The following is a 20847-nucleotide window of genomic DNA, read 5'->3' on the forward strand; positions in this document are numbered from 1 at the left end:
TCGTGCTCAGGCAATGCGGCGAATCTTGGCGCCCACTGCAGACAGCTTGTCTTCCATGCGGTCGTAGCCGCGGTCCAGGTGATAGATACGGTCGATCACGGTGTCGCCCTCGGCGACCAGGCCGGCGATGACCAGGCTGGCGGAGGCGCGCAGGTCGGTCGCCATCACGCTGGCGCCGGACAGGCGCGGCACGCCGCTGACCACCGCGGTGTTGCCTTCCACGGCGATGTCGGCGCCGAGTCGGTTCAGTTCCTGCACGTGCATGAACCGGTTCTCGAAGATGGTCTCGGTCACGCGCGCGGTGCCTTCGGCCACGGCATTCAACGCCATGAACTGGGCCTGCATGTCGGTCGGGAAGGCGGGGTATTCCGAGGTGCGGAAGCTCACCGCCCTGGCGCGGTGCGGCATCGCCAGGCGGATCCAGTCGGCGCCGGTCTCGATGCGGGCGCCGGCTTCGCGCAGCTTGTCGAGCACGGCGTCGAGCAGGTCCGGGCGCACGTCGCGCAGCACCAGTTCGCCCAGCGTCGCGGCCGCCGCGCACAGGAAGGTCCCGGCCTCGATGCGATCTGCGACCACGCTGTGGCGGGCGCCGTGCAGCCTGTCGACGCCCTGCACCACCAGCCGGTCAGTGCCGATGCCGTCGATCTTCGCGCCCATCTTGACCAGCAGGTGAGCCAGGTCGGTGACTTCCGGCTCGCGCGCGGCGTTTTCCAGCACGGTTTCGCCTTCGGCCAGCGTGGCGGCCATCAGCAGGTTCTCGGTGCCGGTCACGGTGATCATGTCGGTGACCACGCGCGCGCCTTTCAGGCGCCGGGCACGGGCATGGATAAAGCCATGCTCGATGCTGATCTCGGCGCCCATCGCCTGCAGGCCCTTGATGTGCTGGTCGACCGGCCGCGCGCCGATGCCGCAGCCGCCGGGCAGCGAGACCCGGGCCTCGCCGAAGCGCGCCACCAGCGGACCCAGCACCAGGATCGAGGCGCGCATGGTCTTGACCAGCTCGTACGGGGCTTCGAGCGAGTTGACGTCGGCGCCGTTGAGCGCGACGGTGGCGCCATCCTGCTCGGCGCGCATGCCCATCAGGCGCAGCAGCTTGAGCGTGGTGCGCACGTCCTGCAGGTTGGGCACGTTATCCAGCGAGACGGTATCGGCCGTGAGCAAGCCCGCGCACAGGATCGGCAGCGCGGCATTCTTGGCGCCCGAAACGCGGACTTCGCCCCGTAGCGGACCGTTGCCCTGGATCTGGAATTTGTCCATGTTGTGTCGGTTCTGGCCGGGCCTGGACCCGGCATCATTGTTTTCAACCGCGCATGCGGCGCGGTGCGGCACGGCCTGAGCTTACTTGCCCTCACCTGCCTGCCACTCGGCGGGCGTCAGCGTCTTCATCGACAGCGCATGGATCTCGGCGCGCATGCGGTCGCCCAGCGCGGCATAGACACGCTGGTGGCGCTGGATCAGCCGCTTGCCTTCGAACTCGTTGCTGACGATGGTGGCAAAGAAGTGCTGGCCGTCGCCCTCGACTTCCAGATGTTCGCAGGGCAATCCTTGGGCAATGTATTCCCTGACTTGTTCCGGTGTAGGCAGCATGGGGTTCTCTTCAGCGTATTCAGAATGTGCGCGATGTCAGTGCGGCGGCGCTCAGTGGCGCAGCTTGTAGCCGGATTTCAGCAGCCGCAGCGCCAGCGCCGCCAGCACCACGAAGGCCGATCCCACCACCGCCAGGCTAAACAGCGGCGACACGTCCGAGACGCCGAAGAAGCCATAGCGGAAGCCGTCGATCATGTAGAAGAACGGATTGGCATGGGACACCGCCTGCCAGAAGGCCGGCAGCGAATGGATCGAATAGAACACGCCGGACAGGAAAGTGGCCGGCATGATCAGGAAGTTCTGGAACGCGGCGAGCTGGTCGAACTTCTCGGCCCAGATGCCGGCGATCAGGCCAAGCGTACCGAGGATGCCCGCGCCCAGCAGTGCGAACACCACGATCCAGCCGATGTTGGCAAAGTGCAGGTTGGCAAACCATGCCGTCACCAGCAGCACGCCCAGGCCCACGGTCAGCCCGCGGATCACCGAGGCCAGCACATAGGCACCGAACATCTCCCAGTGCGACAGCGGCGGCAGCAGCACGAACACCAGGTTGCCGGTGATCTTGGACTGGATCAGCGACGACGAGCTGTTGGCGAAGGCGTTCTGCAGCACGCTCATCATCACCAGGCCGGGCACCAGGAAGGCGGTGTAGCTGATCTGGTCGTAGATCTTGACGCGGTCTTCCAGCACGTGGCCGAAGATCAGCAGGTACAGCACCGCGGTCAGCACCGGCGCGGCCACGGTCTGGAAGCTGACCTTCCAGAAGCGCAGCACTTCCTTGTACAGCAGGGTCCGGAAGCCGACCAGGCCGCCAACGGCCATCGGGCCCAGGCGGGCGTCTTCCACCAGTTCGATTTCGCCAGGCTGCTTCATGCCGCGGCCTCCATGGCGGGGTCGGGCAGCGCGCCCGGCATGTGGCCCTCGCGGCGCATGATCTGGACAAACACGTCTTCGAGGTCGGCCTTGTTGATTTCCATGTCTTCGATGTCACAGCCCGCTTCGCGGCAGGCGGCCAGGATCGGCTCGACCGCCTGGTAGCCCGACAGCCGCAGCCGCACCGCGCGCTCGCCCGGGTTGGCCGGCATACGCAGCGGCTCCAGCGCATGCGGCAGGGTGCCCTGCGCGAAAGTCAGCACCAGTTGCAGCCCGGCGAACTGCGTCAGCAGGTTGCTGGTGCGGTCCAGCGCCACCACTTCGCCGAACTTGAGCATGGCGATGCGGTCACACAGCGCCTCGGCCTCTTCCAGGTAGTGCGTGGTCAGGATGATGGTGTGGCCTTCCCGGTTCAGGCGCGAGATGAATTTCCACAGCGTCTGGCGCAGCTCGACGTCGACGCCGGCGGTGGGTTCGTCCAGCACGATCACCGGCGGGCGGTGTACCAGCGCCTGCGCCACCAGCACGCGGCGCTTCATGCCACCGGACAACTGGCGCATATTGGAATCGGCCTTGCTGGTCAGGTCCAGGTTGGCCATGATCTCGTCGATCCAGTCGTCGTTGCGGGTCAGGCCGAAATAGCCGGACTGCAGCCGCAGCGTCTCGCGCACCGTGAAGAACGGGTCGAACACCAGCTCCTGCGGCACCACGCCAAGCATACGCCGCGCCATCCGGTAGTCGGATACGACATCGTGGCCCAGCACACGGACGCCGCCGGAGTCGGCGCGGTTCAGGCCGGCGAGAATCGAGATCAGCGTGGTCTTGCCGGCGCCGTTCGGCCCGAGCAGGCCGAAGAATTCGCCGCGTTCGACGGTGAAGCTGACGCCCTTGAGCGCCTGGAGGTTGCGGTAGCGCTTGCGGACGTCGTGGATTTCAATGGCTTTCATGGCCGTTGTCTGTGGCGTGTCCGGCCTTTTTTGGGGGGCCAGCCGCCTGGAATGGGGAACTACTGTGTGCCCGGATTTCCTGGGCCGGCTTGGCATGCACCGGAATCAGGCGGGGGGAAGGGCGAACAACCCGGAATTATAGGGGATCAGGGGTAGGTCCCGCTTGATCCCCCACCGGATGGTCCGCTGGGCGCGGCGACGCACCAGGCCGTCGCCGGGGCATCGCGTTCGGACGCAATCGCTGCGCCCGGCGATGCCGGATCAATGTCGGTGGTGGTGGCCCGGACGGGAAAGCGCGTCGGCGCCGTTCGCCAGGCCCAGCAGGCCATCGACGCCATACAGGCCGGCCAGCTGCGACAGCTGCGCCGGCACCCCGCGCAGCGACAGCGCCAGGTTGCGCGCGGCTGCGGCACGATGCCACGCCAGCAGCACGGCAACTGCGGAGGAATCCACCTGCGCCAGGCCCGTGCAATCGACCTGCACCTTGCCCTGCGCCCCGCCCTGCGCCACGCGCGCCAGCCCGTCGCGCAGCACGGCCGCGGCGTTCTGGTTGGTCAGCGAGGTACCCAGCGAAAGCATGGTGGCGTCAGGAAACGTAATCGGCTTGGATGGAGAGCAAGGCGGCGCAAACAAAAGCTCCCGCGCTGAGGCGGGAGCCAGTGCCGCGAACGGCCATTGTAGTGCAAGATCGGCGCGCTGTGCTGCATTGCAGCGGCGCGCGCTCGCCGCGGCTTAGCTCTTGGCGTTGGCCAGCTGGCGGTTGCGGTCCTGCAGCGTCTTGATCACACCCTCGACGCCCTGCTGGCCGACGATGGTATTGAAGCTGCCCTTGTAGGCCTCGGTCAGCCACGCACCCAGCACGTTGATGTCGTAGACCTTCCAGCCGTTCGCGGTCTTCTCCAGGCGGTAGTCCATCTGGATCGGCTCGCCCTTGTTGATGACCTGGGTGCGGATGGTGGCATCGGTGTCCTCAGGCGTGCCGCGGTACGGGCGGTATTGCACGGCCTGGTCACGGATCTGCGCGATGGCGCCGGCGTAGGTGCGGATCAGCAGGGTCTTGAACTCCTCGGTGATCTGCTTCTGCTGCTCGGGCGTCGCCTTCGACCAGTTGCGGCCCATCGCGATCTGCGTGGTCTTCTGGAAGTTGGCGTTGGGGATGATCTTTTGCTCGACCAGCGCGGTGATCTTGGCAATATTGCCGGCCTGCATGTCCTTGTCGGCCTTGACGGTCGTCATTACGTCGTTGACCACGGCCTTCACCAGCCCGTCCGGCGTGGCGGCGTCCGTGCCCGACACCTGTGCATGGGCAGCGCCGGCGAAGGCTACTACCGTAAGGAAGGGGACCAACAGTCGCTTAATCATGGATTTTTCCTTCTTTCTCAAAGACGTTTGCCGGCGAAGTACACCGGACTGGCGCCGCCTGCCGGCAGCGGCCTTGCGGTGATTGGAACATAAGCACGGCCCGCGCGTCGCACGGACCAGCGCCTTCTCCGCCACTTCCAAACAAATTGTTTCAGCCCTGACAGGGCATTCACAGCCTGGCGCCGGCCCCCGGGACTGGCGCACAAGGCGCTTAGCGAATGCGGATCACGCCGGGGACGATACGCTGCATCGGCTCCACCGGCGGCACCGGCAGGCTCTGGCTTTCCGGCTGGATGTCGCCCTTGGGAGGCGTGGCGGCCGGGGCCGACGCATCGGCCGGCGGCGTGGCCGCGGGCGCGGACGCATCCGCCGGTTGTGCGGCAGGTGCCGGTGCCGCGGGCGTGGTGGCGCCAGCAGGCTTCTCGCCGGCGTCATCCGGGGCAGCCGGTGCTGCGGGTGCGGCGCCATCGCTGTCAGCGTCGTCGGCTTCCGGCGGATTGCCATCGTAAACCAGGTACTGGCGCCGCTGCAGGTAGGAGTCGCGCAGGAACGAGTACTTGTCCAGCGCCGCCTGCTCCAGCAGGTTGCTCGCGCCAAGCAGCTGCGCGCGGCCCGCGACGATGCGCACGCCGGCCAGCGAATTGCGCAGCGATACCGGGTAGATATAGGCCGACGGGTCGAACTGGCGGTCCACCAGCATGCCGCCGGTATCGCGCACCGAGCTCGGGCCGAACAGCGGCAGCACCAGGTACGGGCCTGGCGGCACGCCCCACACACCCAGCGTCTGGCCGAAGTCTTCCTTGTACTTGGGCAGGCCGGCCGGCGTGGCGATGTCGATCAGCCCGCCCAGGCCAAGCACCGAGTTCATCGCGACCCGCATCGAATCCTCGGCGGCGCGCGTGGGCTTGCCCTGCAGCAGGTTGTTCACCGCCGAATAGGCATCGCTGACGTTGGAGAAGAAATTCTCCACCGCGCGCTGCACCGGCGTCGGCATGTAGTCGGCGTACAGCTCGGCCACCGGGCGCAGGATGCCCTTGTCGAAGTCCTCGTTGATCTTCGAGACTTCGCGGTTAAAGGGCTCCAGTGGATCCTTCGGGTTGGCCGTGGGGCCGGTGGCGCAGCCGGCGATCAGCGCAGCGGCTGCCGCCGCGGCCATCAGGCCGGCCACCGGGCGGCGTGCAACGCGGCCCGGCTTGACGGGGGGGACAACCCTCATTTGGCATCCCCACCCAGCGCCGGCGCGCTGGCGCCGGCCGCGGGCGAGCCGCTGGCACCACCGGCATCCGCCGCCTTGTTGTACAGGAACTGCCCGATCAGGTTTTCCAGCACCACCGCGGACTGCGTCATGGTGATGCGGGCGCCATCGGCCAGCATGGCGGTGTCGCCACCGGCTTCCAGGCCGATGTATTGCTCGCCCAACAGGCCCGAGGTCAGGATCTTGGCCGAGGTGTCCTTGGGAAACTGGTAGCGCTTCTCCAGGTTCATCTCGACGGTGGCCTGGTAGGTCTTGTCGTCGAAGCGGATCGCCGCGACGCGGCCGACCACCACGCCGGCGCTCTTGACCGGCGCGCGCGGCTTGAGCCCGCCGATATTGTCGAAGCGGGCCTGCACGCTGTAAGTGTCCTGGAAGGTAAAGGCGCTCATGTTGCCCGCCTTGAGGGCCAGGAACAGCAGGGCCACAAACCCCGCCGCAACAAACAGCCCCACCCAGAAATCGAGTGTGATCTTTTTCATTGGAATCTCTTTCTTCAACCCTGTAGTGTCTTGTCGCTGTCTTTTTTGTCAGTATCGCCCGCGCTTCTGGTGCGGCCTCAGTTGCTGAACATCAGCGCGGTCAGCAGGAAATCCAGCCCCAGCACCGCCAGCGACGCGATCACCACGGTGCGGGTGGTCGCGCGCGAGACGCCTTCGGGCGTCGGCTTGGCCTCAAAGCCCTGGTACAAGGCGATGAACGTCACGGCAATGCCGAAAATAAAGCTCTTGACCACGCCGTTGAGCACGTCGGCGCGCACGTCGACGCCGCCCTGCATCTGCGACCAGAACGCGCCGGCGTCGACGCCGATCAGCTGCACGCCGACCACGTAGCCGCCCAGGATGCCCACCGCGCTGAAGATCGCCGCCAGCACCGGCATGGCGATCACGCCCGCCCAGAAACGCGGCGCAACCACGCGCTGCAGCGGATTCACCGCCATCATTTCCATCGCGGTCAGCTGCTCGCCCGCCTTCATCAGGCCGATCTCGGCGGTCAGCGAAGTGCCGGCGCGGCCCGCAAACAGCAGCGCGGTCACCACCGGCCCCAGTTCGCGCACCAGCGACAGCGCCACCAGCAGGCCCAGCGCCTGCTCCGAGCCGTAGCGGTTCAGCGTGTAATAGCCCTGCAGGCCGAGCACGAAGCCGACGAACAGGCCCGACACGGCGATGATCACCAGCGACAGGTTGCCGACAAAGAAAACCTGGTCGGTCACGAGCCGGAATCGGCGCAGCAGCGCCGGCGACAGGCCCAGCACGGCAAGGAACATGCGCGTGGCATGGCCCAGGCCCGTCACGCTGCGGCGCACGGCCGCGCCGATGGTGGCAAGGAAGCCGATCACCGCGCACCTCCGGCAAAGTCCTCGGCCAGCGACGGTCCCGGATAGTGGAACGGCACCGGGCCGTCGGCCTCGGCGTGGACGAACTGGTGCACGAAGGGGTCGGTGGAGGCGCGCAGCGCCTCGGGCTCGCCCTGCGCGGCGATGCGCCCGTCGGCAATGAAATACACGTAGTCGGCGATCTGGAAGGTCTCGTGCACGTCGTGCGAGACGATGATCGTGGTCGCGCCGAGCGCGTCGTTGAGGCTGCGGATCAGGCGGGCGGTCAGGCCGAGCGAGATCGGGTCGAGGCCGGCGAAGGGCTCGTCATACATCAGCAGCGCGGGATCGAGCGCGATCGCGCGCGCCAGCGCCACGCGCCGCGCCATGCCGCCCGAGATCTGCGACGGCATCAGGTCGCGGGCGCCGCGCAGGCCGACCGCGTTCAGCTTCATCAGCACCAGGTCGCGGATCATCGAGTCCGGCAGGTCGGTATGCTCGCGCAGCGGGAAGGCCACATTGTCGAAGACCGACAAATCGGTAAACAGCGCGCCGAACTGGAACAGCATGCCCATCTGGCGCCGCACCCCGTACAGGCCGCGGGTATCCAGCCGGTGGATATCGGTGCCGTCGAAGCGGACCGTGCCCGCCTGCGGGCGCACCTGGCCGCCGATCAGCCGCAGCACCGTGGTCTTGCCGCACCCCGAACCGCCCATGACCGCGATCACCTTGCCACGCGGGAACTGCATGGTGAGGCCGGACAGGATGGGCTTGCCGTGGTCCGCATAGGCGAAATCCACCGCATTCAGTTCGACGAGGTTTTGAGCAGGGTCGGTCACGTTGGCACCGGTCGGGACAGGGGCGCATTATAAGGTGTACTACCTAGCCCTGCTGGCACCCGTGTGCCGGGCACCACATCGCTGCCGACCGATGCAATAGGAAAGGGTCTGATTCTGTGAGCGAAAATTCTCGCTTTAAGGTTCCTGCACCTGGCTGACGTCCCGCAGGATCACCTGCCACTGGATCGATTCCGAACGGATCGCCGTGGCGAACGCCTCCGGCGAATCGCGCAGCGTCGTCAGCCCGGCGGCCTGCAGCCGGGAGCGCACCTCGCGCTCGGACATCACCGCGTCGAGTTCGATTGCCAGCCGCGCAACGATCGCCCGCGGCGTCTTGGCGGGCGCCATCACGCCAAACCAGGCGGCCGCCGCGTACCCTTCCAACCCAGACTCCTGCAGCGTTGGCACCAGCGGCGCCAGCGGCGAGCGCGCCACGCCGGTAACGCCGATCAGCCGCAGCCCGCCACTGCGGACCTGGCTCTGCACCGCGGCATACGAACAGAAGCAGGCGCTGATGCGGCCGGCGAGCATCTCCTGCACCACCGCGGCCTCGCCCTTGGCGGTGACCAGCGGCACGCCGTTGCGGATGCCGCGCACGGCGTACTGGGCGTACAGGTGGGAGGGGCTGCCCGGCTGGCCATAGCCGTAGCTGTAGGAAGCCGGGTTGGATTTCACCGCGGTCATCCACTGCTCCGGCGTACGCATCGGCAGCCGGGCGTCGATCACCAGGAACAGCGGCGTGGTGGCGACCCGCGCCACCGGGGTGAAATCGCGCACCACGTCATATGGCACCGGCTCCAGCCCCGGCTGGATCAGCATATTGGCCTGGTGGAAAAGCAGCGTGTGGCCGTCCGAGCTGGCCTTGGCGACGACATCGCCGGCGGTAGTGCCGGCTGCGCCAGGGCGGTTGTCGACCTCCATCAGCACACCCAGCCGCTCAGACAGGCGCTCCGCCAGCAGGCGGGCGACCGCGTCGGCCACGCCGCCGGCCGGGAACGGCACGATCAGGCGCATCGGCCGGTTCGGGAACGACATGCTGCGTACCAACTGCGGCCCGGCTACCACCGGCGTCGCGGGTACGGCGAGCGCGAGCGTGGCACAGCCCAGGACATACAGGCACAGGAAAGGCTTGAGCCAGCGCCGGAGCAATGTCCACGTGGATTGCCACGACGCGAACTTTGCGTTACCTCGCCAAAGCTGCGGCATATTGCGCACTTCGGTCATCAATTTCCTCCCACCCATCCCCTGAGGGGACGGCGAGCTGGTTCTGGGGAAAAAGGATTCGCGAGGCGGTTTCCGTGAGTTGTTTTTTTGAAAATTGTAAGTACATTGCCGGGACGGCCACAGGCACGTAAACCATAGCCGGGAGAACCCTGAAGGCCTTGTCCAGCCTAGCCAAACGCGCCATGACCAGGTCACCGCCCAGTGCCTGCCGCACCGCGGCCCGGCATGAACCGCCGGCTATAATCGCGCGATGACGATGTTTCCCCTGCGGCGCATGACAGCCGCCGACCTGCCCGCCGTGCTGGCCGTGCAGGCCGCCTGCTATACCGAGGTGCTGCTGGAAAGCCGCGGCGCGCTGGCCAGCCGGCTGGCGCTCTCCCCCACCACCTGCTGGGTCGCCGACGATCCGCACCGGCCCGGCACGCTGGCCGCCTACCTGTTCACCCACGCCTGGCCCGAGACCAGCCTGCCCCCGCTCGATGGCGTGCTCGACGACGGCTGGCGCCAGCCGCCAACGCCGGCGCCCCTGACCTGGTTCGTCCACGACATGGCCGTGGCGCCTGGCGGCCGCGGCGGCGGGCTGGCGCCACGCCTGTACGCGGCAGCGCAGGCGGCTGCGCTGGCGGCCGGACTGAAGCATTCGCGGCTGATTGCCGTACAGTCGGCGGCGCCCTGGTGGCGCAGGCTCGGGTACGCGCCGGCGGCGGTGGAAACGGCGGCGCGGCACGCTGGCAAGCTGGCGGACTATGGCGCCGCCGCGGTCCTGATGGAAAAGGCGCTGGCCGGCTGAGGCCCGCCGCGGCGCCGAGTCCACAACGAAAAAAGCCCGCCGGCTTGCGCCAGGCGGGCTTTTTGTTGCGGCAATGAGCTGTGGATCAGCGCGGCAGGTCGGTATGCCCCATCAGGAATGCATCGACCGAACGCGCGGCCTGGCGGCCTTCGCGGATGGCCCACACCACCAGCGACTGGCCACGGCGCACGTCGCCGGCGGCGAACACCTTGGGCACGTTGGTGTGGTAAGCACGCTCGCCCTCGGTGGCGGCCTTGGCGTTCTTGCGCGCATCGGTGTCGACGCCGAAGGCTTCCAGCATCGAGCCCACCGGGTTGGTGAAGCCCATCGCCAGCAGCACCAGGTCGGCCGGCAGGATGAACTCGCTGCCTTCCACTTCCTGCATGCGGCCATCCTTCCACTCGACGCGGCAGGCCTTCAGCGCGGTGACCTTGCCGTTCTCGCCGATGAATTCCTTGGTGGCGACCGACCAGTCGCGTTCGCAGCCTTCGTCGTGCGACGACGAGGTGCGCAGCTTGATCGGCCAGTACGGCCACACCAGCGGCTTGTTCTCTTCTTCCGGCGGCTGCGGCAGCAGCTCAAACTGGGTCACCGAGGTGGCGCCGTGGCGGTTGGACGTGCCCACGCAGTCGGAGCCGGTATCGCCGCCACCGATCACGATCACGTTCTTGCCTTCGGCGCGGATGTCGTTGGCGCCATCGCCAGCCACTTCCTTGTTCTGCGGGATCAGCATTTCCAGCGCGAAGTGAATGCCGTCCAGGTCGCGGCCCGGCACCGGCAGGTCGCGCGGCACTTCCGCGCCGCCCGCCAGCACCACGGCGTCGAACTGGTCCATCAGGGCCTGGGCCGAGATGGTTTCACGCGCGTAGTTCTTGATGCCGGCCGGCAGTTCGCCATCGGTCACCATCACGCCGGCGCGGAAGGTCACGCCTTCTGCCTGCATCTGTTCCATGCGGCGGTCGATCAGCGACTTCTCCATCTTGAAGTCGGGAATGCCGTAGCGCAGCAGGCCGCCGATGCGGTCGTTCTTCTCGAACACGGTTACGTCATGGCCGGCGCGTGCCAGCTGCTGCGCGGCAGCCATGCCGGCGGGGCCGGAGCCGACCACGGCGACGGTCTTGCCGGTCTTGTGGCGCGGCAGTTGCGGTGCAACCCAGCCTTCTTCCCAGGCCTTGTCGATGATGGCGTGCTCGATCGACTTGATGCCCACGGGCAGCTCGTTGATGCCCAGCGTGCACGCGGCCTCGCACGGTGCCGGGCAGATGCGGCCGGTGAACTCGGGGAAGTTGTTGGTCTGGTGCAAGACCTCGATCGCCGACTTCCAGTCCTGGCGGTACACCAGGTCGTTGAAGTCGGGAATGATGTTGTTGACCGGGCAGCCGTTGTTGCAGAACGGGATGCCGCAGTCCATGCAGCGCGCACCCTGGATCTTCGCTTCGCTGTCGGACAGCGCGAACACGAATTCCTTGTAGTGCTTCACGCGCTTGACTACCGGTTCGTAGCCCTCATTCTGGCGCGGAAATTCGAGAAAGCCAGTCGCCTTACCCATGTTGCGTCCTTGGTCATGCTGCGCGGGACCGGCGGCTTCGCCGGGCCTGCGGTGGGGTCAGTATCTTGTCAGGGCCGCGGCGGCTGCCGCGGCCCATCGCTGCTTGGTTCTGCGCTCAGGCCGCGATGGCTTCGCGGTCGCTGTCGCGGGCGGCCTGTTCCTTGGCGTACATCTCGCCCAGCGCGCGCTTGTACTCGGTCGGGAAGACCTTGACGAACTTGCGGCGTGCCGTGGTCCAGTCAGCCAGCAGCGCCTTGGCGCGCTCGGAACCGGTATAGCGGAAGTGCTGCTCGATCAGGTTGCGCAGGATGACTTCATCCAGCACGCGCTTGCCGTCGACCTTGTGCCACGAAGCCTGGGGCTGGCCCTTCTCCTGGTCGGCCGAGGCCAGCACCGCTTCCAGCGCCACCATCGAGGTGTTGCAGCGCTTGTCGAACAGGCCGTCCTCGTCATAGACGTAGGCCACGCCGCCCGACATGCCGGCCGCGAAGTTGCGGCCCGTGCCGCCCAGCACCACCACCGTGCCGCCGGTCATGTACTCGCAACCGTGGTCGCCGGTGCCTTCCACCACTGCCACCGCGCCCGAGTTACGCACCGCGAAGCGCTCGCCGGCCACGCCGTTGAAGAACGCTTCACCGGCGATGGCACCGTACAGCACGGTGTTGCCGACGATGATGTTGCGGGTCGGGTCGCCGCGGAACTCGTGCGGAGCGCGCACGATCACGCGGCCGCCCGACAGGCCCTTGCCGACGTAGTCGTTGCCGTCACCCACCAGGTCCAGCGTGATGCCGTGCGCCAGGAACGCGCCGAACGACTGGCCGGCGGTGCCTTGCAGCTGGATGTGGATGGTGTCATCGGGCAGGCCTTCGTGGCCATGCTGCTTGGCGACCACGCCGGACAGCATCGCGCCCACCGTACGGTTGACGTTCTTGACCGGCTGGATGAACGACACGCGCTCGCCCTTCTCGATCGCCGGACGGGCCTTGGCGATCAGCACGTGGTCCAGCGCCTTGCCGGCTTCGGCCGACAGGCCGTGGTCCTGCACGTCGGTGTGGTACAGCGGCACGTCCGCGCCCAGCGACACCTGGTGGAAGATGCGGCTGAAGTCCAGGCCGCGCGCCTTCCAGTGCTCGATGCCAGCCTTGGTGTCGAGCAGGTCGGCGCGGCCGATCAGCTCGTCGAAGGTGCGGATGCCCAGCTGGGCCATGATCTCGCGGGCTTCTTCGGCAACAAAGAAGAAGAAGTTGACCACGTGTTCCGGCTTGCCCTGGAACTTCTTGCGCAGCTGCGGATCCTGCGTGGCCACGCCCACCGGGCAGGTGTTCAGGTGGCACTTGCGCATCATGATGCAGCCCTCGGCAACCAGCGGTGCCGTGGCGAAGCCGAACTCGTCGGCGCCCAGCAGCGCGCCGATGACGACGTCACGGCCGGTCTTCATCTGGCCGTCGGCCTGCACGCGGATGCGGTTGCGCAGGCCGTTGAGCAGCAGCGTCTGCTGCGTCTCGGCCAGGCCCAGCTCCCACGGCGTGCCGGCGTGCTTGATCGACGACCACGGCGAGGCGCCGGTGCCACCGTCATGGCCGGCGATCACGACGTGGTCGGCCTTGGCCTTGGACACGCCCGCGGCCACCGTGCCGACGCCCACTTCGGACACCAGCTTGACCGAGATATCCGACGACGGGTTGACGTTCTTCAGGTCGTGGATCAGTTGCGCCAGATCTTCGATCGAGTAGATGTCGTGGTGCGGGGGCGGCGAGATCAGGCCCACGCCCGGCACCGAGTAACGCAGCTTGCCGATGTAGTCCGAGACCTTGTGGCCCGGCAGCTGGCCGCCTTCGCCCGGCTTGGCGCCCTGCGCCATCTTGATCTGGATCTGGTCGGCCGAAGCCAGGTACTCGGCGGTCACGCCGAAACGGCCCGACGCCACCTGCTTGATCTTCGAGCGCAGCGAATCGCCGTCCTTCAGTTCCAGGTCCGTCTCGATCACGCCGTCGCCCAGCACGCTCTTCAGGGTATCGCCCTGCTTGATGGGGATGCCGCGCAGCTCGTTGCGGTAGCGCTTCTCGTCCTCGCCACCTTCGCCGGTGTTGGACTTGCCGCCGATGCGGTTCATCGCCAGCGCCAGCGTGGTGTGGGCTTCGGTCGAGATCGAGCCGAGCGACATCGCGCCCGTGGCAAAGCGGCGCACGATCTCCTTGGCCGGCTCGACTTCTTCCAGCGGAATCGCCTTGGCCGGATCGACCTTGAACTCGAACAGACCGCGCAGCGTCATGTGGCGCTTGCTCTGGTCGTTGATGATGTTTGCGTATTCCTTGTACGTCTGGTAGGCGCCCTTGCCGTCGTCGGCGCGCACCGAGTGCTGCAGCTTGGCGATCGAGTCCGGGGTCCACATGTGCTCTTCGCCGCGGATGCGGAAGGCGTACTCGCCGCCGGCGTCCAGCATGTTCTCCAGCACCGGGCTGTTGCCGAAGGCGTCCTTGTGCAGGCGCAGTGCTTCCTCGGCCACTTCGAAGATGCCGATGCCCTCGACGTTCGACGGCGTGCCGTGGAAGTACTTCTGCACCAGCTCGCGCGACAGGCCGATGGCTTCGAAGATCTGCGCGCCGGTGTACGACATGTAGGTGGAGATGCCCATCTTGGACATCACCTTGAACAGGCCCTTGCCGACCGCCTTGACGAAGTTCTTGACCGCCTTCTCGGGCGACAGGTCGCCCGACAGGCCGCTGGCCATGTCGGCCAGGGTTTCCATCGCCAGGTACGGGTGCACGGCTTCGGCGCCATAGCCGGCCAGCAGCGCGAAGTGGTGCACTTCACGCGCGGTGCCGGTCTCGACAACCAGGCCGGTGGACGTGCGCAGGCCCTTCTCCACCAGGTGGTGGTGGATCGCGGAGGTGGCCAGCAGCGCGGGGATGGCAACGTGGTCGGCATCCACCGGGCGGTCGGTCACGATCAGGATGTTGTAGCCCGAACGCACCGCATCCACGGCTTCGGCGCACAGCGAGGCCAGGCGCGCTTCGATGCCTTCCTTGCCCCACGCGGTCGGGTAGCAGATGTTCAGTTCGTACGAACGGAACTTGCCGCCGGTGTAGTGCTCGATGTTGCGGATCTTGGCGATGTCCTTGAAGTCCAGCACCGGCTGGGACACTTCGAGGCGCATCGGCGGATTGATGTTGTTCAGCTCGAGCAGGTTCGGCTTCGGGCCGATGAACGACACCAGCGACATCACCATGTTCTCGCGGATCGGGTCGATCGGCGGGTTGGTGACCTGGGCGAACAGCTGCTTGAAGTAGTGGTACAGCGTCTTGTTCTTGGACGACAGGATCGCCAGCGGCGAGTCGTTGCCCATCGAGCCGGTGGCTTCTTCGCCGGCCAGCGCCATCGGCGCCATCAGGAACTTGACGTCTTCCTGGGTGTAGCCGAAGGCCTGCTGGCGGTCCAGCAGCTTGGCCACCGGCTTCTTCTCGGCAGCGACGTCTTCCGGCTTGGCGTCGATCTCGTCCAGCTTGATGCGGACAGCGTCGATCCAGCTCTTGTACGGCTTGGCGTTGGCCAGGTTGTCCTTCAGTTCCTTGTCGTCGATGATGCGGCCCTGCTCCATGTCGATCAGGAACATCTTGCCCGGCTGCAGGCGCCACTTCTCAACGATGCGCGACTCGGGGAACGGCAGCACGCCGGCTTCCGAGGCCAGCACCACGACGTCGTCCTCGGTCACGTAGAAACGTGCCGGGCGCAGGCCGTTGCGGTCCAGCGTCGCGCCGATCTGGCGGCCGTCGGTGAAGCAGATCGCGGCGGGGCCGTCCCACGGCTCCATCATGGCGGCGTGGTATTCGTAGAAGGCGCGACGGTTGTCGTCCATCAGCGTGTGCTGTTCCCAGGCTTCCGGGATCATCATCATCATCGCGTGGACGAGCGGGTAGCCGGCCATCGTCAGCAGTTCGAGGCAGTTGTCGAACGATGCCGTATCGGACTGGCCCGGGTAGATCAGCGGCCACAGCTTGGGCAGGTCGTCGCCCAGCACCGGCGACGAGATCGCGCCGGTACGCGCGTTGATCCAGTTGACGTTGCCCTTGACCGTGTTGATTTCGCCGTTGTGGGCGACCATGCGGTACGGGTGGGCCAGCTCCCAGGCCGGGAAGGTGTTGGTCGAGAAGCGCTGGTGCACCAGGGCCAGGGCCGACACGGCGCGCTGGTCCTGCAGGTCCAGGTAGTACTCGCCGACCTGGTTGGCCAGCAGCAGGCCCTTGTACACAACGGTACGGGCCGACATCGACGGCACGAAGTATTCCTTGCCGTGCTTGAGCTTGAGCGCCTGGATGGCGTGGCTGGCGGTCTTGCGGATGACGTAGAGCTTACGTTCCAGCGCGTCCGTGGTCATGATGTCGCGGCCGCGACCGATGAAGATCTGGCGGATCACCGGCTCGGTCTTGCGCACCGTCGGCGACATCGGCATGTTGGCGTCTACCGGCACGTCGCGCCAGCCCAGCACGACCTGGCCTTCCAGGCGGACCGTGCGCTCCAGCTCCTGCTCGCAGGCCAGGCGCGAGGCGTGTTCCTTCGGCAGGAAGATCATGCCCACGCCGTATTCGCCGGCGGGCGGCAGGCTCACGCCCTGCGCTGCCATTTCTTCGCGGTAGAACTGGTCCGGAATCTGGATCAGGATGCCGGCGCCGTCGCCCATCAGCGCGTCCGCGCCGACCGCACCCCGGTGGTCCAGGTTCTCCAGGATCTTCAGGCCCTGGGAAATGATCTCGTGGGACTTCTTGCCCTTGATGTGCGCGACCATGCCGACGCCGCAGGCGTCATGCTCGTTGGTCGGGTCGTACATGCCTTGCGCCTGCGGACGCAGTTGGTGCAGGTCGAGGGCGGAGGAAGACTCGCTGATTTGCTCGCTGGTCTGCGCTTGGGCCGAAAGGTTCTTCATTTGGTCCACGGGCTGAATTCCGGTGAAGGCTGCGCGCACTGCTGGACTACCGGAACGGGGACCGCGCGCTTTCTAATCAGATCCACCCTGGACTGGATCCGGCGGGTAGGAAAATGGGGACGAAGCTGTCTGCGGGCCGCAGCGGCGTACACGAGCGTGACGCGCCGCACAATGACTGTGGGTGGAGCAACTATATGGGAATCCTGAAAGCCTCGCAAAAATTTTAAATGGGGTCAGAACACATTTAATATCGCACCGTTTCGGTGACGGATTTAAATGGGGACACATCACTTTTGCGTGGCGGGCAGCACCTCTTCCGCCGAAACTTGCACCTTTTTGGGGCGCCCTTTCGGGAGCGGCTGCACGCGTCGCGTTGCACCCCGCTCAAGCTGCGCCAAGAATACCTCGTCACCAAGAGGCCAACCGCTGTGGGCATGGCTGCGGAGCGCTTGCAGCGTGCGGCCGGAAAGGCCCTCGGCGGTCAGCATGCGGTAATTCGACTGGCGTTCAAACGGGGTATTGCCCAGCTCCCAGTACGCGGAGTGATCGCTCACAAGTGGGCTTGCCTCGATGCCGGCGTGATGGCGATAGCTGCTCCAGCGGTCGGCCTCGGGCGTCGAGACCTCACCCGCGCGCAGCGCATTGCCTTCGACATACAGCATGGCCGGCAGCATCCATGGCGCCGGTTCGAATACCGCCGAGCGGAAGCGCCCTTCCCACAGCGTGCCGGTGCGGTTGGCCACGCGATTGAAGTAGCGTGCATAGCGGCGGCCGACCGCCTGCATGGTCAGGCTTAGCGAGTCCGCCCCCTTGGGCGTGGCCACGATGTGGACATGATTGGGCCGCAGGGCGTACGCGTGGACGGCGAGGTCATGCTCGCGCGCGGCCATGCGCAGGCAGTCGAGGTAATGCAGGTAATCGTCCGGGCCGAGGAAGACGTCCTGGCGATTGTTGCCACGTTGCAACACCAGGGCGGGAAGTCCGGCGGGGGAGAAACGGGGAAGGCGGGCCATGGCAGGTCATGCGAGCGTCGATGCCCGCATGATAGCCTGATCCGTCCCCAATTATCCGAAGGTGCCCAAGCCCTTCCTTGCGTATCAGTTGCCCTCGCTGACCGCGAAGATGCGCCGGTGCTCGCGGATCGCATAGCGGTCCGTCATGCCGGCGATGTAATGCGCGATCAGCCGCGGCTGGTCGGCGCCGTGGCCGGCCTGGTACTGGGGCGGCAGCAGGCGCGGATCGGACATGAAGGCCCCGAACAGGTCGCCGACGATGCGCTGGGCCTTGGCCGACATTCGCATCACCAGGTAATGCCGGTACAGGTGCCGGAACAGGAAGCGCTTCAATGCCGCCGCTTCCTCATGGAGCTGGGGACTGAAGCCCACCAGGGGGCCGGCGGCCCGCACCGCGTCGATATTGCGCGGGTTGGCGGCGGCGATGTTGCGGCTGGTGGTCTCGATCAGGTCCACGATCAGAGTATTGATCATGCGCCGGACCGTCTCGTTGATGGCGCGCCGGCCATTCACGCCGGGGAAGGCATCGGCTACCTCGGCGCGATGGCGCGCCCACATCGGGACCTCGTCCAGCTGCTCCAGCGTCAGCAGGCCGGAGCGCAGGCCATCGTCGATATCGTGGTTGTTGTAGGCGATCTCGTCCGCCAGGTTGGCCAGTTGCGCCTCCAGCGACGGCTGCGTGCCCTCCAGGAAGCGCCGGCCCAGCTCGCCCAGCGCCGCGGCATTGACGCGCGAGCAATGCTTCAGGATGCCCTCGCGGGTCTCGAAGGTCAGGTTCAGGCCATTGAAGCCGCCGTAGCGCTCCTCCAGCTCATCCACCACCAGCAGGCTCTGCAGGTTGTGCTCGAAGCCGCCATGGTTCTTCATGCAGGCGTTGAGCGCATCCTGCCCGGCGTGGCCGAAGGGAGTATGGCCAAGGTCGTGCGCCAGCGAGATGGCCTCGACCAGGTCTTCGTTGAGGCGCAGGTTGCGGGCGATCGAGCGGGCGATCTGCGCCACCTCCAGGCTGTGGGTTAGCCGGGTGCGGAACAGGTCCCCCTCATGGTTGACGAAGACCTGGGTCTTGTATTCGAGCCGCCGGAACGCGGTGCTGTGGATGACCCGATCCCGGTCGCGCTGGAATTCGCTGCGCGACTGCGACGCAGGTTCGGCGTGCACCCGCCCGCGCGTCTGCGCGGAGCGGGCGGCGTACGGGGCGAGGTGGCTTTCAAAGTCGGTCATGCGGCAATCCGTTGGCTGTAGGTTTGTGGGCCTGGGTTGCGAGGCATAACCGGTCACTCAAGCGACCGTGGCCTCGGTGGGAGGTTTAAGCACCGCGTGCTGCAGCGTGGCACGCAGGTCGGCGTCCGGCACCGTGGTGATGAACGCCTCGCCGAGCTTCTTCAGCAGGATGAACTTGATGCTGCCGGCCTCGGCCTTCTTGTCGACCTTCATCATTTCGATATAGCGGTCGGTGCCCAGTTCCGGCGCCACCACCGGCAGGTTGGCTGCCAGCGTCAGTTCGCGGATGCGGGCGCGGGTCTCGGTGTCGATAAAGCCCAGCCGGTGCGAGAGGTCTGCGGCCATCACCATGCCGCAGCCCACCGCCTCGCCGTGCAGCCAGGCGCCGTAGCCCATGCCGGCCTCGATCGCATGGCCAAAGGTGTGGCCGAAATTGAGGATGGCACGCAGGCCGCCCTCGCGCTCGTCCTGCGCCACCACGCCGGCCTTGATTTCACACGAACGTTGCACCGCCACCGCCATCAGCTCGGGGTCGCAGTCGTTCAGCGCCTTGATATTGCGCTCGATCCAGGCAAAGTACTCGGCGTCGGCAATGGCGCCGTGCTTGATCACCTCGGCCATGCCGGCGGCCAGTTCGCGCGGGGGCAGCGTGCGCAGCGTGTCGATATCGGCGATCACCGCGTTGGGCTGGTGGAACGCGCCGATCATGTTCTTGCCAAGCGGGTGGTTGATGCCGGTCTTGCCGCCCACCGATGAATCCACCTGCGACAGCAGCGTGGTCGGCACCTGGATGAACGGCACGCCGCGCATATAGCAGGCGGCGGCAAACCCGGTCATGTCGCCCACCACCCCGCCGCCCAGCGCGACCAGCGTGGTCTTGCGGTCGGCGCCGGCCTGCAGCAGCGCGTCGAAGATCAGTTTCAGCGTTTCCCACTGCTTGAAGGCCTCGCCGTCGGGCAGCGTGACCGTGCGCACAATCTTGCCGAGCGACTTCAGGCTGGCCTCGACGCGCGCCGCATAGAGCGGCCCCACGGTCTCATTGGTGACGATGACGGCGTGCTGGCCGCGCACGTGCGGGCGCAGCAGTTCGGCGTTGTCGAGCAGGCCGGTACCGATATGGATGGGGTAGCTGCGCGCTCCCAGGTCGACTTCAAGCGTGATCATGGATGGGTGGGGTCCTGCGGCGCCGGTTGCGGGGGATCGATCGCGAAGCCGGCCATTTCGAGTTGCATCAGCACCATATTAGCAAGCTGCGCCACCGAAGGCTTGCCGGTTTCGATAATGAAATCCGCCACCTCGCGGTAGAGCGGGTCGCGCTGGGCGTACAGCGCCTCGAGCTTGCCCTTGGGGTCTTCGGTCTGCAGCAGCGGGCGGTTGCGGTCGTGGCGGGTGCGCAGCCACAGGTCGTGGGGGCTCGCGCGCAGGTAGACCACGGTGCCGCGGGCCTTCAGCACCTCGCGGTTTTCGGCGCGCAGCACCGCGCCGCCGCCGGTGGCCAGCACGATGCCCTGGCGCCCGGCCAGTTCGCGGATCATCGCGGTCTCGCGGTCGCGGAAGCCGGCTTCGCCCTCGACCTCGAAGATCACCGGGATGCGCACGCCACAGTGCGCCTCGATCTCGTGGTCGGAATCGAAAAACGGATAATGCAGACGCCGCGCCACCGTGCGGCCCACGGTAGTCTTGCCGGCGCCCATCAGGCCGACGAAAAAGAGATTGGGTCGATCGGATTCCGGTCGGTCGGATTCCTGTCGATCGGGGTGCGGGCGCGGTGCCGACCCTGTCGCAGAAGCTGTCACGGGACTGTCGTTCGGGAGCGCGGCGCCTGGGCCGCCCTCCCCGGTTAGGAACTGCATCATCTTCTTATGTTGTGGTGCGCACGGCAAGTGCCGGATGCAGCATCGACCACATCCCCGCGTGTATTGCCGCGCATGCCGGCCTCCTCCTGGCCTGGCTG

Annotated in this window: 18 protein-coding genes; 1 reads left to right on the top strand and 17 read right to left on the bottom strand. The window is 66.7% G+C overall.

The window, feature by feature from the left end:
* Positions 1-6: 6 nt before the first annotated feature.
* From murA to AC5WJ1_RS15495, 11 genes are all read right to left on the bottom strand, one after another.
* The gene (gene murA, locus AC5WJ1_RS15445) at positions 7-1257 is read right to left on the bottom strand and encodes a UDP-N-acetylglucosamine 1-carboxyvinyltransferase (RefSeq protein ID WP_133093462.1); all 1251 of its coding nucleotides are present in this window, start codon (positions 1255-1257) and stop codon (positions 7-9) included.
* Between the two features lie 81 nt (positions 1258-1338).
* On the bottom strand, positions 1339-1587 hold the full coding sequence (locus AC5WJ1_RS15450; protein ID WP_133093461.1) for a BolA family protein: 249 nt from the start codon (positions 1585-1587) through the stop codon (positions 1339-1341).
* A 51-nt stretch (positions 1588-1638) separates the two neighbouring features.
* Complete coding sequence (locus tag AC5WJ1_RS15455) at positions 1639-2460, bottom strand: ABC transporter permease (RefSeq protein WP_133093460.1); 822 nt, start codon at positions 2458-2460, stop codon at positions 1639-1641.
* Positions 2457-3407, bottom strand: coding sequence for an ABC transporter ATP-binding protein (locus AC5WJ1_RS15460; RefSeq protein WP_133093459.1), 951 nt, complete (start codon positions 3405-3407; stop codon positions 2457-2459). The genes AC5WJ1_RS15455 and AC5WJ1_RS15460 overlap by 4 nt, the downstream gene beginning before the upstream one ends.
* Before the next feature lie 261 nt (positions 3408-3668).
* A complete protein-coding gene (locus AC5WJ1_RS15465) occupies positions 3669-3986 on the bottom strand; it encodes an STAS domain-containing protein (protein WP_133093458.1) in 318 nt (105 codons plus the stop codon).
* A 153-nt stretch (positions 3987-4139) separates the two neighbouring features.
* Positions 4140-4769: an MlaC/ttg2D family ABC transporter substrate-binding protein gene (locus AC5WJ1_RS15470; RefSeq protein WP_133093457.1), complete on the bottom strand. Its 630-nt coding sequence runs from the start codon at positions 4767-4769 to the stop codon at positions 4140-4142.
* A 211-nt stretch (positions 4770-4980) separates the two neighbouring features.
* Positions 4981-5985 (bottom strand): MlaA family lipoprotein, encoded by a 1005-nt coding sequence (locus AC5WJ1_RS15475; RefSeq protein ID WP_371703153.1) that lies wholly within the window; start codon positions 5983-5985, stop codon positions 4981-4983.
* Positions 5982-6503 (bottom strand): outer membrane lipid asymmetry maintenance protein MlaD, encoded by a 522-nt coding sequence (mlaD, locus tag AC5WJ1_RS15480; RefSeq protein WP_133093456.1) that lies wholly within the window; start codon positions 6501-6503, stop codon positions 5982-5984. Before mlaD ends, AC5WJ1_RS15475 begins: the two co-directional genes overlap by 4 nt.
* A gap of 77 nt (positions 6504-6580) precedes the next feature.
* Complete coding sequence (mlaE, locus tag AC5WJ1_RS15485; protein WP_434033957.1) at positions 6581-7357, bottom strand: lipid asymmetry maintenance ABC transporter permease subunit MlaE; 777 nt, start codon at positions 7355-7357, stop codon at positions 6581-6583.
* Positions 7357-8175, bottom strand: coding sequence for an ABC transporter ATP-binding protein (locus tag AC5WJ1_RS15490; protein WP_135706058.1), 819 nt, complete (start codon positions 8173-8175; stop codon positions 7357-7359). Before AC5WJ1_RS15490 ends, mlaE begins: the two co-directional genes overlap by 1 nt.
* A 135-nt stretch (positions 8176-8310) precedes the next feature.
* Positions 8311-9399, bottom strand: coding sequence for a Bug family tripartite tricarboxylate transporter substrate binding protein (locus AC5WJ1_RS15495; RefSeq protein WP_135706059.1), 1089 nt, complete (start codon positions 9397-9399; stop codon positions 8311-8313).
* Between the two features lie 250 nt (positions 9400-9649).
* Here AC5WJ1_RS15495 and AC5WJ1_RS15500 point away from each other — a divergent pair, with 250 nt between their 5' ends.
* Positions 9650-10189, top strand: a complete 540-nt coding sequence (locus tag AC5WJ1_RS15500; protein WP_494476209.1) for a GNAT family N-acetyltransferase — start codon at positions 9650-9652, stop codon at positions 10187-10189.
* Between the two features lie 85 nt (positions 10190-10274).
* Here AC5WJ1_RS15500 and AC5WJ1_RS15505 read toward each other — a convergent pair whose 3' ends face one another.
* The 6 genes from AC5WJ1_RS15505 to AC5WJ1_RS15530 all read right to left on the bottom strand — a co-directional run bounded on the left by AC5WJ1_RS15505 (position 10275) and on the right by AC5WJ1_RS15530 (position 20587).
* On the bottom strand, positions 10275-11738 hold the full coding sequence (locus AC5WJ1_RS15505) for a glutamate synthase subunit beta (protein WP_133093451.1): 1464 nt from the start codon (positions 11736-11738) through the stop codon (positions 10275-10277).
* 115 nt (positions 11739-11853) lie between these two features.
* Complete coding sequence (locus AC5WJ1_RS15510) at positions 11854-16659, bottom strand: glutamate synthase-related protein (protein ID WP_371703147.1); 4806 nt, start codon at positions 16657-16659, stop codon at positions 11854-11856.
* A 287-nt stretch (positions 16660-16946) separates the two neighbouring features.
* Positions 16947-17672: a transposase gene (locus AC5WJ1_RS15515; RefSeq protein WP_494476210.1), complete on the bottom strand. Its 726-nt coding sequence runs from the start codon at positions 17670-17672 to the stop codon at positions 16947-16949.
* Positions 17673-17756: 84 nt separating this feature from the next.
* The gene (locus AC5WJ1_RS15520; RefSeq protein WP_063241249.1) at positions 17757-18893 is read right to left on the bottom strand and encodes a deoxyguanosinetriphosphate triphosphohydrolase; all 1137 of its coding nucleotides are present in this window, start codon (positions 18891-18893) and stop codon (positions 17757-17759) included.
* 57 nt (positions 18894-18950) lie between these two features.
* Positions 18951-20057, bottom strand: coding sequence for a 3-dehydroquinate synthase (gene aroB, locus AC5WJ1_RS15525; protein ID WP_494476211.1), 1107 nt, complete (start codon positions 20055-20057; stop codon positions 18951-18953).
* Complete coding sequence (locus AC5WJ1_RS15530; RefSeq protein WP_133093536.1) at positions 20054-20587, bottom strand: shikimate kinase; 534 nt, start codon at positions 20585-20587, stop codon at positions 20054-20056. Before AC5WJ1_RS15530 ends, aroB begins: the two co-directional genes overlap by 4 nt.
* Positions 20588-20847 lie beyond the last annotated feature (260 nt).

It is taken from the genome of Cupriavidus sp. MEYA8, from assembly GCF_059278825.1.